General features: G+C 70.1%; 8 protein-coding genes. 2 read left to right on the top strand and 6 right to left on the bottom strand.

Features of this window, described 5'->3' with window-relative positions:
* Nucleotides 1-34 precede the first annotated feature (34 nt).
* Nucleotides 35-1,171, top strand: a complete 1,137-nt coding sequence (locus VET27_RS12280; protein WP_526518400.1) for a glycosyltransferase family 4 protein — start codon at nt 35-37, stop codon at nt 1,169-1,171.
* Here VET27_RS12280 and VET27_RS12275 read toward each other — a convergent pair.
* Genes VET27_RS12275 through pgfA form a run of 3 tightly spaced genes read right to left on the bottom strand, consistent with a single transcriptional unit; the run spans nt 1,133 to nt 4,831 of the window.
* On the bottom strand, nt 1,133-1,924 hold the full coding sequence (locus VET27_RS12275) for a hypothetical protein (protein WP_526518398.1): 792 nt from the start codon (nt 1,922-1,924) through the stop codon (nt 1,133-1,135). The genes VET27_RS12280 and VET27_RS12275 overlap by 39 nt on opposite strands.
* Before the next feature lie 4 nt (nt 1,925-1,928).
* Nucleotides 1,929-3,587, bottom strand: coding sequence for an MmpA family trehalose lipid delivery protein (locus VET27_RS12270; protein WP_526518396.1), 1,659 nt, complete (start codon nt 3,585-3,587; stop codon nt 1,929-1,931).
* 38 nt (nt 3,588-3,625) lie between these two features.
* Nucleotides 3,626-4,831: a cell envelope lipid trafficking protein PgfA gene (gene pgfA / locus VET27_RS12265; RefSeq protein ID WP_526518394.1), complete on the bottom strand. Its 1,206-nt coding sequence runs from the start codon at nt 4,829-4,831 to the stop codon at nt 3,626-3,628.
* 215 nt (nt 4,832-5,046) lie between these two features.
* Here pgfA and VET27_RS12260 point away from each other — a divergent pair, with 215 nt between their 5' ends.
* Entirely contained in the window at nt 5,047-6,156 is a 1,110-nt protein-coding gene (locus VET27_RS12260; protein ID WP_526518462.1) for an acyltransferase family protein, read from the top strand.
* On the opposite strand, the gene VET27_RS12255 is transcribed toward VET27_RS12260, so the two are convergent.
* From VET27_RS12255 to VET27_RS12245, 3 genes are all read right to left on the bottom strand, one after another.
* On the bottom strand, nt 6,122-7,594 hold the full coding sequence (locus VET27_RS12255; RefSeq protein ID WP_526518392.1) for an AMP-binding protein: 1,473 nt from the start codon (nt 7,592-7,594) through the stop codon (nt 6,122-6,124). The genes VET27_RS12260 and VET27_RS12255 overlap by 35 nt on opposite strands.
* 1 nt (nt 7,595) lies before the next feature.
* The gene (locus VET27_RS12250) at nt 7,596-8,573 is read right to left on the bottom strand and encodes a phosphotriesterase family protein (RefSeq protein ID WP_526518390.1); all 978 of its coding nucleotides are present in this window, start codon (nt 8,571-8,573) and stop codon (nt 7,596-7,598) included.
* A 77-nt stretch (nt 8,574-8,650) separates the two neighbouring features.
* Nucleotides 8,651-12,832: an alpha-(1->3)-arabinofuranosyltransferase domain-containing protein gene (locus tag VET27_RS12245; protein WP_526518460.1), complete on the bottom strand. Its 4,182-nt coding sequence runs from the start codon at nt 12,830-12,832 to the stop codon at nt 8,651-8,653.
* Between the last annotated feature and the right edge of the window lie 22 nt (nt 12,833-12,854).

Raw genomic sequence — 12,854 nt, 5'->3', positions numbered from 1 at the left:
GCAAGCGGGAGGACCCCCAGCGCCGATCCGAAGCGTGTTGCTGCTCTGTTGGCGCGACACCGGTCACCCGCAGGGCGGCGGCAGCGAAACCTACCTGCAGCGGATCGGCAGTCAGTTGGCGGCCGACGGAGTCGACGTCACGCTGCGCACCGCCCGTTACCCGGGCGCCCCGCGCCGCGAGGTGCTCGACGGCGTCACCATCAGCCGCGCCGGTGGTCGCTACGGCGTGTACGTCCGCGCGGGCTTGGCGATGCTGGCGGCGCGCGTCGGGCTCGGCCCGTTGCGGCGGGTGCGACCCGATGTGGTGATCGACAGCCAGAACGGCATCCCGTTCCTGGCGCGGCTGGCGTTCGGGCGGCGGTCCGTCCTGCTCGTCCACCACTGCCACCGCGAGCAGTGGCCGGTCGCGGGCCCGCTGTTGAGCCGGCTCGGCTGGTTCGTCGAGTCCACGCTGTCGCCGCGGCTGCACCGTGACAATCAGTACGTCACGGTGTCGCTGCCCTCGGCCCGCGATCTCGCCGACCTCGGCGTGAATCCCGATCGTGTCGCCGTGGTGCGCAACGGGTTGGACGAGGCACCCGCCGATACGTTGACGTCGCTGCGGTCGAAGACGCCGAGGGTGGCCGTCCTCTCCCGTCTGGTGCCGCACAAGCAGATCGAGGACGTGCTCGACGCCGTCGCCGAGCTGTCGCCGCTCGTACCGGAACTGCGGCTCGACGTCGTCGGCGGCGGCTGGTGGCACGAACGCCTCGTCGCGCATGCGTCGCAGCTGGGCATCGCCGACCTCGTCACCTTCCACGGCCACGTCGACGACCGCACCAAACACGAAGTGCTGCAACGTTGTTGGGTGCACGTGTTGCCATCCCGCAAGGAAGGCTGGGCGCTGGCCGTCACCGAGGCGGCTCAGCACGCAGTGCCGACCATCGGCTACCGGTCGTCCGGGGGCCTGACGGATTCGATCGTCGACGGCGTCACCGGACTGCTGGTCGACGACCACGCCGAACTGGTGTCACGCCTGGAGCAACTGCTGTCCGACGACGTGCTGCGTGAGCAACTCGGTGTGAAGGCTCAGGTCCGCAGCGGTGAGTTCTCCTGGTCGCAGAGCGCCGACGCGATGCGCGTCGTCCTCGAATCAGTGGTCGACGGTCGGCTGATCGGCGGCGTGGTCTAGCGCCGTCGGATTGGCGAGTGTCGGTGTGCCGCCGATGAAGTCGTCCCAGTGCCGCCGGACGGGAGCCCAGCGACGATCGAACGCGGCAGCGCGACGGCGGGCACGGGCACGCTTGTCCGGACTGTAGCGCCATCGTGCCCAGGGCGACGTCGGACGGGCCAGCCGCACGGCGGCCACCCACGCGATGGGCGAAATGAACAGGCCCAACAACGCGGTGGGGTACTTGCCCTTGAGCGCCGTGATCGCGACGAGGACGAAGTTGGCGAGCAACACCCCGACGGCCGCGTAGCGGAACGCGGCGATGTCGGCCGGCAGGTCGTCAACCTTGACCGGGGACACCCCGACCGTCGCCAGTCCGACGCAGGCGGCCGCCAAGGTGACCACGTTCACCGAGAGTTGGCCCTCCTGCGACCAGTACACGTCCTGCAGCCGGAAGATCATCGCGAACTCGTCGAGGACCAGCGAGGCGCCCACCCCGACCAACAACGCGGCGAGGTAGGTCCAGACGGACAGCGGTGGTGAGCCGACCCCGGTGAAGCCACCCACGATGAGCAGCACGACGCCCGGTGTCGAGTGGTGCATGTGCACGCCACCGCTGCTGACGTTGTGGAATGGTCCCTTGCCCGCCCGGATCAGGCGCGTGATGGTGCGGGTGGTCACGAAGGTCACCACGAACGCGGTGAAGCTGAGCAGCAGCGGCCCCTTGTAGCCGTCGACGACATCGAACTGCCACCAATCGCTGAGCCACGTCATGGCGCTAGTAGACAGCACCTCTGCGGCGTCGCGCGAGCGCCGCGGCGATCATGCCTGCGGCACCAGCGACCAAGGCGGCGAGCCAGACCAGGTGTGCGGCGATCATGACCCCGCGGTGCGACGCGGCAGGACGCTCACCCCCGACCCGGTACACGGTGACGTCGTCGTCGGCGAAGGCGACGGGAAGGGCCAGCGCTGACTGAGCGTCCCGGCCGCCCTCCACGACGACCCAGCCGACGCCCGCGCGGGCCAACTCCTCGGCATCCGCGCCGGACCGCACCAGGCGTTCCACGTCGCGCGCGCGCTCGCCCTCACCGGGCACCGTCTTGCCGCCGATGACGAGGTCGCCGGTGGTCAGGACGTCGGCGGACACCCAGCGTGGGAGAGGGTCGAGCACGGGCGCGTCACCGGCCCACGGGTAGTGGCGCATGCTGTCGGGGGGAAGTACCGCGACCGGCCGCGGGTCGGCGTTGACGATCGCCGCCGCCGCCGTCCAGCCCGCCGGATAGCGCACCGGGGTCACCTTCCCGCCGACGCCCCAGGCCAGGTCGGGCAGCACGGCCACCAGCGCCAGGCAGCACGCGGTTGCCGTGACGACTCGCGGCACTCGGCGCTGCAGCGTGACGACCGTCGTCGCCCCCGCGACGGCGTACCCCGGTAGCGCCAGGGCGACCCACTTCTGCGCGTCGCGCAGCACCCCGAGGCCGGGCACGGCGCGGACGACCGCCTCCACCGCGGCCAAGCCGGGACCCGTCGCCATCAGGGCGGGTGCCACCACGGCGACCGCGGCCAGCACCAGCAGCGGCCGCGCGCCCGGACGGCGCACCGCCGTCGGCACGCCGATCGCGACCACCACGAGCAGCACGACGGTCGCGACGACCGCGAAAAGCGTTGTCCGGGAGGCCGGTAGCGCCTGCCCGTTCCAGATCCCGCCGAGACCCGCGAGGCTGAGAAGCGTGCCGAGACCCGGCTCGGCCCTGGCGGCGAACTCGGGCACCCCGGCGGCCTGCGTCAACGACAGCGAGCCCGCCATCACGGGCGCGACCAGCCACGGCAGCGCACCGAGGACTGCTGCGCCGAGCGAGACCGCTGCGCACAGCCGCCGGGAGCGGCCCGCTCCCGGGGCGGCGCACGTCACCAGCGCCACGGTCGCCGCGAGCATCAGCCCGGTCGGCGTCAGGCCGGCAAGCGCGGTCCAGAAGAGCACCGGCCACCAGGTGGCGTCCGCGGGCTCGGTTCGCAGCCGCAGCACCGCGGCGGCGACCCAGGGCAGGCACCCGTATCCCACCAGGAGGCTCCAGTGGCCCTGCAGGAGTCGTTCAGCGACATAGGGATTCCACACCGCGAGCGTCGCGGCGACGAACTGGCCGGGCAGGCCGGCGTCGGGAACGACGACGGCGGCAAGTCGCGCGGCGCCCCAGCCCGCGAGCCACAGCCCCGCGATCAACAGCAGCTTGACCACCACGCCGCCGTCGAGAACGCGCGACGCCAGCGCCACGGCGAAGTCCTGTGGCAGTGCCCGTGGCGCCGCCTCCGTGAGTCCCAGCGCGGCGTCGGTCAGATAGGAGCGCGGCGTGGACACCGCGTCGCGGAGCAGCAGATATCCCGGCGCCAGCAGCGGCGCCGTGACCGCCAGGGCAAGCGCCAGCGCGTACGCGGGCACGACCCACCCGAGGGCAGGTCCAGAACGGAGTCGAGCGATCAGACCGGTCGGTCCGGAGGCAGGTCCGACGGCCTCTGCGTGGGTATCTTCTCGGTCGCCGCCTCGGCGGCGGGCATCGGCCCGGTATCGGTCGGGCGACGGCCGAAGAACCCGTGGCCGGTGTCGTCGAGACCGGGGTCGATCAGCACGGACTCGGCTCGCAACGTGAACGATCCCAGCAGCACGCCACCCACCAGGGCTACCAGTCCGATGGCGGTGAACGTGATCGGCAGGATCCGGCCCCACAGCGCGACGACATCACCCTCGTCGCGCGCACTGGCCACCTGAGCCTCGACGGTCAGTTCGGTCGACGTGACCTTGTAGTCGGCGAACGTCACCTCGGGCCTGAGAGCGTCGCGGGCGTAGTAGTGGAAGCCGTGCTCCTCGGCCTTCACGATGGTGCCCGACACCGGATCCACCCAGAAGGTGCGCTGCGCCGCGTAGTAGCGGGTCATGGTGATCTGCTCTTCGGGGTCACCGGGCAGGCCCCACAGTTGGGCACGCGCGGAGACGACGCTGTCCGCGTCGTCGCCGTACAGTGAGGCGTACTTCACGGGTTCCACTAGCTTGCCCTCGGCGTCGTAGCCGACGTTCTGGGTGAACCGGAAGGTATTCAGCCCGTTGACGTCCTCTTCGCCGTCGTAGTTCGCGTCATACGCCTTTTGCGCGATCGGATCGAAGTACGGGTAGGTCTTCTTCTCGGTGTCGAACGGGAAGCGGTAGGCCAGGCCCTCGTGCGGCAGCGCGACGTTGGTCGGCGGCTGAGGGTCGTCGATGCTGCGCGGCTTCTGCACCGAGCCGCCCGGGTTGGTGTCGCTGGAGACGGCCAGCGCGGTCTTTCGGTCCAGCGTGACGGTGTCGACCAGGGCCAGCAGCAGTCCGTTGTCCTGCTGCTTGTCTGTCCGGCGCACCGTGTTGCCGACCTGCAGGGTGACGACGTCGGCGTTGGACGGCGCCTCGACGCTGATCTGCTGCTGGAAGGCGACGGGCGCGTTCCTGTCCACCACGAACTTCTGAGTGTTCAGCGAGGCGGGGTCGAAGACCGTTCCGGTGCCATCGCTGACCAGTGTGGTGTCGATGTCGAGCGGGATCTTCGCGATCTTGCCCTCGGTGTAGGTGGACAGCAGAAGAGCTGCGATCAACAGGGCGGCACCGAGTCCCATGAGTCCGCACGCTGCGATACGCAGCGCCACAGCGCGGTTCAAACCGTGCCTCCTCTCGTCGCGAGACGACTCCACCCCACGCCGCCACCTGCCCTAAGGCAGCTGGGGCAAACCTGCTCGACCCTAACAGCCCAACGCAGAGGCCGGTGCTGAGTGCAAGGTCATCGGGCACACTGGGCGACGTGAGCGGGAGTCCAGAACGCAGCGACCCGGGAAGTGTCTCCGGCACGCGCAGCTTCTTGCCCGCGGTCGAGGGCATGCGCGCGTGTGCCGCCATCGGCGTGGTGATCACGCACGTGGGCTTTCAGACCGGGCACACCACGTGGAGCACGGGGCGCCTGCTCGGGCGCTTCGATCTGGCGGTCGCCGTGTTCTTCGCGTTGTCGGGCTTCCTGCTGTGGCGAGGTCACGCCGCGGCGGCGCGCGGGATGCGGCACGTCCCGCCGGCGGGCCACTACCTGCGGTCCAGAATCGTGCGCATCATGCCGGGCTATCTGGTGGCCGTGGTGGTGATTCTCACCCTCTTCCCCGATGCCAACGCCGACCTGACGGTGTGGTTGGCCAATCTGACGCTGACGCAGATCTACGTGCCGTTGACGTTGACGTCCGGTCTGACGCAGATGTGGAGCCTCTCGGTCGAGGCCAGCTTCTATCTGGCGCTGCCGTTCCTGGCGCTGTTGGCGCGACGGCTGCCGGTGCGCGCCCGGATGCCGGCGATCGCCGGGGTCGCCCTGGCCAGTTTCGCGTGGGGGCTGATCCCCTTCTCGGTGCCGTTCGGCGTCAACCCGTTGACGTGGCCGCCCGCGTTCTTCTCCTGGTTCGCTGCGGGCATGCTGATCGCCGAACTGACCGTCAGCCCGGTGGGGTGGGCGCACCGCCTCGCTCGCCGCCGGATCCTGATGGCGGTCGTCGCACTCACCGCATTCGCGCTTGCCGCGTCGCCGCTGGCCGGCCCCGCGGGTCTGGCACCGGGCACGCTGGGGCAGTTCCTCATCAAGGTGTCGATGGGTGCGGTGGTCGCGGGCGCACTGCTGGCGCCACTGGTGCTCGACCGGCCGGACGCGTCGCACCGGATCCTGGGCAGTACGACGATGGTGACGCTCGGGCGTTGGTCCTACGGATTGTTCGTCTGGCACCTCGCGGCGTTGGCGATGGTGTTTCCGGTGATCGGGGAGTTCCCGTTCAACGGGCACATGCCGGTGGTGCTGGCGCTGACGCTGGTGTTCGGCTTCGCGATCGCGGCGGTGAGCTACGCGCTCGTCGAGTCGCCGTGCCGGAACGCGTTGCGGCGATGGGAGAGACGGCACGACGTGACGCCGCTGGACAGCTCGGTCAGCGACTCGCCCGAGCCTGCAGTCGCGCGATGACCTCGTCGCGGACGGCTGAACGTCGGGCCTTGCCCGCATCGTCTCGCAACGGCCGGTCCACGAACTCGACCGTGCGCGGCACCTTGTAGCCGGCCAGTCGCTCCGAGAGGAACTCGCGCACCGCTGGCTCGTCCAGGTCGGTCGCGACCTGCACCAACGCGTGCGGCACCTGCCCCAGGTCCTCGTCGGGTATGCCAACGGCCAAGCAGGACAGGATGTCCGGGTGCTCGGCTAGTGCCGACTCGATCTCGGCTGGGTACACGTTGCGACCACCGACGGTGAACATGTCGACGCGTCGGTCGGAGAGGTAGAGATAGCCGTCGGCATCGAAGTAGCCGAGGTCGCCGAGCGAGTCCCAGCCGTCTCGGCTCTTGGCGGTCGTGCCGACGTAACGATAGGTCGGCGCGCTGCCGGGAGCCGGCCGCATGTAGACCTCGCCCACCACGCCGGGCGGACACTCGTTCCCGTCGTCGTCGAGCACCTTCATCTCACCCGCGACGACGACACCCACCGAGCCGGGATGTTCCAGCCACTGGGTCCCCGAGACGAAGGTCAGGGCCTGAAGTTCGGTGCCGCCGTACAACTCCCAGACGGCCTCCGGCCCGAGGATGTCGATCCACGCCTGTTTGATGGCGGGCGGGCACGGCGAGGCGAGATGCCAGAACCGTCGGATCGAGGACAGGTCGTAGGCGCCGGCCTCGGCGCGGTAGACGGGCAGCAGGCGTTGCATCACGGTCGGGACGGTGGCCAGGAACGTGACGCGATGCTCGGTGATGAGACGCAGGAACTCCCGCGGTTCGAAGCGCGGCATGACCACCAGGTGGTGACCCATCAGCAGACCCGATGCGGCGGTGTTGAATCCGGTGCTGTGACTCAGCGGCACAGACAGCAGGTTGACGTCACCGTCCTGCATGCCGAGCGGAAGACCGCTCACCGGCGGAAGACGGCTGTCGCCGCCCGCCTCGATCAGCTTCGGTCGTCCCGTGCTGCCACCCGAGGTCATCGACTTCCACACCGGTGATACGGCCTCGGGCAACGGTGCGTCGGACAGGGCGGCGTCCGGCACGAAGTCGGCTGGCACGCTGGGCACTTCACCGCGCGGGTCCACGCGGCCGACGATCAATGCCCGCGGCTTCAAATCGAGGATGCCGGTGAACTCCGCGTCGGGCAGTCGCGCCGACAACGGTTGCGGAACCGCACCCAGCTTCCAGCATGAGACAACCGACTGAAGCCACTCGATCGAGTTGGGCATCGCGATCGACACGTAATCGCCGACCCCGACGCCGAGTTCGGCGTACGCGCGGGCCAGTCGGTTGGTCGAGGCGTCGAGTTCGGCACGGGTCAGGGTGCGGCCGTCACACGTGACGGCGGGCGCGTCGGGGTCGGCGGCCGCCAGCGCCGAGACCTGAGTGCTGATCGGTGCAATGCCCTCGACCACGTCAGTAACCGCCCTGGGTGGCAAAGATCGTCCGCGGGTTGTCGACGAGCATGGTGGTGAGTTGCTCGTCGGTGACGCCGCGCTGCTTGAGCGCGGGAATCACGTCGTTGTGGATGTGCAGGTAGTGCCAATTGGGCAGTGCGACGGGCAATGTCGCCTCCGGTAGCGCGTCGAAGTAGCAGCAGGCGTCGTGAGACAACACCATCTTGTCGGCGTGGCCGCGTTCGCACATCGTCGCCACGGTGTTGACGCGATCCTCGAAACCCAGGAACGCGTCCACCCCGAAGCGGTCCATGCCGAGATAGGCGCCCTCGGCGAGCAGTTCCTCGAGGTAGGCGATGTCGGTGGTGTCACCGCAGTGGCCGATGACGACGCGGCTGAGGTCGACGCCCTCCTCGGCGAAGATCCGCTGCTGTTCGAGACCGCGCCGGGTGGCGGCGTGCGTGTGGGTCGAGATCGGCACGCCGGTATGACGGTGCGCGGCAGCGACGGCACGCAGCACCCGCTCGACGCCCGCCGTCACACCCGGCTCGTCGGTGGCGCACTTGAGGATCGCCGCCTTCACACCGGTATCGGCGATGCCGTGCTCGATGTCGCGGACGAACATTTCGGTCATGATCTCCGGACCGCCGAGCGCTGCGCCGGGTCCCAGGTAGTGGAAGTACATCGGAACGTCGTTGAAGGTGTAGAGACCGGTGGCGACGACGATGTTCAGCTCCGTCGCCGCCGCGATGCGAGCGATGCGCGGGATGTAGCGCCCGAGGCCGATGACCGTGAGGTCGACGATGGTGTCGACGCCGCGCGACTTGAGCTCGTTGAGCCGCGCGATCGCGTCGGCCTCGCGCTTGGCCCCGTCCCCCCAGCTCTCGGGATAGTTCTCCATGATCTCGGTGGTCATCATGAACACGTGCTCGTGCATGAGCGTGACGCCCAGGTCGGTGACGTCGATGGCTCCGCGCGCGGTGTTGAGAAGTGACACTCACCCGATGGTAGGGACGATCTGGGGCGCCGAACGTGAAACCACTGCGAAGAATCCGCCCGGAATTCGCAGTGGCGTCACGTTGGGCGACTGTTCGGCACCACCGAGGCCGCCAGCGCAGCCACCGAGATCAGCGCCAGCAGTTGCACGCCCCACGCGTGGCCGATGTAACCGTCGACCGACCGCCACGGGTATCTGCTGAGCGCGGCTCCCGCCAGGATCAGCCCGCCCGCCGCGGCGCCGAGCGTCGCCCGGTCCGACACCAACGGCCTCGACCGCATTAGGTAGCGCAGTCCGATGGCGGCGCCGACGACCACGATGCCGACGAATCCCGAGACCAGGAATCCGACCGCCAGCACCGCGGCGCCCGCGCCGAGCGGCCCCGGTTGCCACGGGCGGGCGGGATCACTCGGCACCCGCTCTCGACGGACGGGGACGAAGGCGAGCAGCAGCAGCAGGGGGAGCAGGGCCAGGCCGCCGAACAGTCCGACGCGGTAGGTGGTGTTGGAGGCGAAGTCGAGGGTGACGGTGCCCGACGTGCCCGCGGGCAAGACCCAGCCCTGCTGCCAGCCGTTGACCGTGATCGGTCTCAGTACGGTGCCGTCCGACGCGTGCGCGGTCCAGCCGGGGTTGATGCTCTCTGGTACCACCAGCACCCGCTGCGCATCCGACGCGGTCACGTCGGCCTCGCGGTGGTCGGCCTGCCATTGCGTCGTCTGCGTGGGAGTCATTGGGGCACTGGACAATCGCGCCGCCAGCGGGCCGGCCAGCTGCACGCCGTCGGCGACGAACGCCGGGCCGGGGCTGACCACCAACTCCTGCTCACCCGCGGGTAACGCGATCGTCGGCGGCCCGCAGGGCTTGGCCGCGACGGGTTCACCGTCGAGGAGTGCGCCGACCGTGGTGTTCAGCGACGTCTGGACGAACTGTCCGGCAACGCCGATGATCGGACCCTTGCCACAGGGCATGCTGATCGCGCGGGCGCGGTTGCGCGTCGCGTCGGGGGCGGCGATCGGGGCGCCGCGCCCGTCCAACGCGGTGACCTCGGCCAACCCCGGCGGCTTGACCTGGTCGAAACCCAGTGCGGTGCGGTCGATGACGTCGTTCCAGTCGAGGATCGAGATCTTGACGGTGTCGGTCACGCGAGGGTTCAGTCGCACGGTTTGCGGGCCGTCGGCCTCCAGTGGCCTCACCTGCGGGCCGTCGCCGAGGTCGATGGCGACCAACGTGGGGTGTGCCGGCAACTCCGAGGGACTGGGCGTCAGCTGCAACGCGGCGACCTCCGTCGGCCGGGGGAGTTTCAGCGTCAGATTGCCCGCGGTGCGGTGCTGCACGATGTTCTGCGGGGCGGTCCACGCGGTGCGCGGGTCGCCATCGCTTGCGGCGTAGGCGGAGCCGAGCACGTCGATTAGATCGGCGTCACCTCCAGCGCGGGCGGTGCCCGGTTCTGCGATCAGGTCGGCGAGGTTGGGTCCCTGTCGCGCCCGCACCCACACCGTCGGCGTCACCGCCAAGGCCTCGGGCACCGACAGCGTGCGGCTGAGGTTGACCGGCTCCTCGGGTGACAGAGCCATGGTCGCGGCGCACCGCACCCCGTCGGGTCCGTCCGCGCACCCCGGGCGACCGAGCAGCTCCGAACCCAGATCCCACTGTGCGACAACCGAACCCGAGGGCGGCGCGGGCACGTCGACGGTGTGCCGAAGGCTGACCGGCTGAGCGAACCCGGACGCGTCGTACTGGGTGATGGTGAAGTCGGTGATACCGAACTGGACGCCCGGAGAGCCGTCGTCGGTCGCCACGGCCGTGAACCGCACCCATGGGGTCTCGCCCATCGGGAGTGCGGCCGACAACGGCTTGCCCGCCTGGTCGAAGCGCAGGGTGCTGGTACCGGTGGCGGTCGAGACCTCGATGCGTCGCACCTGTGCCCCGACGGCGGTGGCGCTCGGCGTGATGGAGACCGCCGCGTTGGCGATCGGGTAGTCGAAGTCGACCTGAAGCCATTGCCCCACAGCCGCTTGCAGCGAGTTTGACACCCAGCTGGTCGCGGGGTCCCCGTCGATGGCGGCCGCCGCGCCGGTCGCGGGCGCAACGTTCGGCAGGGCGGTGGAGTCCGCCGCCGAGCTCGACACCGACAGCCTGCCGCCCGGCCACCGGCCGTAGACGGGGGCGGCGTCACCGGCGGGGTAGTCCATGACGCGGTTGAACGTTCTGCGCGAATCTCCCTGCGCACGAACGGCCGACGAGTGGTCGTCGACGCGGCCGTAGTCGGTTTCGCGGGCCACCGGTGAGTCGGTGACCGTGACGACGGGTGTCTGCAACCCGGCAGCGCGGGCATCAGCCGTCAGCAGCATCGGACCGAGCGGTGGCTGGCCCAGCAGCCGGCGTCGCTCGTCGATTCGAAGCAACGCCTCCGGGCCGCCGTCGACCCGGGCCATCGCGTCGGCATCCGTCAGATACGGCCGCAGCGACTTGGCGCCGTCGACCCGGTAGATCTCCACCGCCGGATAGCGCGGCCGCAGCCCGCTGTCGGTGATGAAGCCCTCCAGCGTGCCGGGACCGACGGGATCGCCGAACCGAGCCACCTTCGTCAGCCCGGGCGAACCGTCGACGACGCGGTGCACCAGCAGCGGACGGGCCGACCGCGAGGTCTCCGGGTCGAGATCGTTTCGCACGACGAGGTAGGAAATGCCTTGCCGGACAAGGGTATCGGCGAGGCCGGCGGACGGCCTGCCCGCGGCGAACAGCCGCTGCACCGAGTCGAGGGCGCGGATGGTCTCCGGCGGCGTCAACGGAATCGAGTCACGCACCCCCCATGGACTGCCGCCCAGCACCTGCAACGGCTCGTCGTGACTGTTGCCCCACACCTGGGTCGCGAACGGAGCTCCGGGAACCACCAGGACCCGGCCCGGGTCGGGTTGATTGTGCTCGTCGAGCCAGTCCGCGGCGTCGTGCCAATACTGCGGAATCGCGGTGAACGTGCCCGGCGGGGTCAGTCGCGCGGTCCACGCCAGCGACGTGGCCACCGACAGCGCGACGAGGACCACGGCGCCGACGGCGACTCGCTTGTCGCGCTCGGGATGGGCCAGCGCCTGCAGCCACTCGGGTCGGGGGGCACTGCCCGGGAGCGGAACGTGACTCAGCAGATGCGCGATGCCCAGCACCAGCGGCAGCCGGATCAACGGCTCGAGTTTGTGCACGTTGCGCAGTGGCGTGCCGTCGGCGTCCAGGAAGGCCTGCAGGTAGTGGGCGAACGGACTTCCGAGGCCCCCGGAGTAGCCGACCGCCAACAAGCCGACGCCGACGAGGAGGATCGCGATCAGCCGGCCGCGGGCAGGCATCGACCGCAGGGCCAGCCCGGCCAGCCCGGCCGCGGCCACCAGCGTCGTCGCCAGCACGGCGACCGACCCCGTGACCAGAGACGCCCCGGCGGTCGCGTTCGGCGCGACGAACGGCGTCCAGCTGTACGTCCCGCGCAGCACCTCCACCAGCGACAGCCACTGCGTGGTCACGCCGGAGGATTCGATGAAGTCGAGGAACGGCGGGCTGATCCGGCCGAGCAGGAACAGCGCCACCACCCACCAGGTGACGGCGAGCACCCCGGACAGCGCCCACCACGCGGTGAACCGCCACCACAGCCTGTTCGGGCGATGGGCTGCCCACCAGATCAGCGCAGCCAGGCAGGCCGTCAGGGTGGCCACCGCGTTGACGGCGCCCATCAGCGCGACGGCCATCCCGGATCTGGCCGCGAGCATGCGCACCGAACCCGTTCCCCTCAGCGCCAGGATCACCGGCAGCAGCACCCACGGCGCCAGCATCATCGGCAGGGTCTCCGACGAGATGGCGCCGAGCGTCGTCAGCACCCGCGGTGACAGCGCGAACGCGAGCGCCGCGATGGCCCGCGAGGTGGGGGTGCCGACGTTGAGGGCCTCGGCCAATCGGATGACGCCCCAGAACCCCACCACCAGCAGCAGCGCCCACCACAGCCGCTGCGTCACCCAGCCGGGCAGCCCGAGGACGTCGCCGGCCAGGAAGAACGCACCGTGCGGGAAGAGGTAGCCGTAGGCCTGGTTCTGCGATTGCCCGAACGGCAGGTCGCTGTTCCACAGGTCGCCTGCCCTGGCCAGGAAACGCAGCGGGTTGGCGGTCAGGTCGAGCTTGGTGTCGGGGGAGATCTGTCCTGGCGACTGTGCGAATGTCAGCGCCAGAGCGACGGCTCCGACGAGCCACAACCAGCGACGGCTCAGGGGTGTGGCGACCAGGGGTTCGGGTTCGGAGTGCAGG

This window comes from Mycobacterium sp. (assembly GCF_035633495.1).
Classification (GTDB): domain Bacteria; phylum Actinomycetota; class Actinomycetes; order Mycobacteriales; family Mycobacteriaceae; genus Mycobacterium.
The sequence above is the reverse complement of the archived record's forward strand: the minus strand, read 5'-3'. Positions and strand labels throughout refer to the sequence as shown.

Coding starts and splice junctions, on each gene's coding strand:
- VET27_RS12275 (WP_526518398.1), bottom strand. CDS start 1,924: ATGACGTGGCTCAGCGATTGGTGGCAGTTCGATGTCGTCGACGGCTAC.
- VET27_RS12260 (WP_526518462.1), top strand. CDS start 5,047: ATGCGCGCGTGTGCCGCCATCGGCGTGGTGATCACGCACGTGGGCTTT.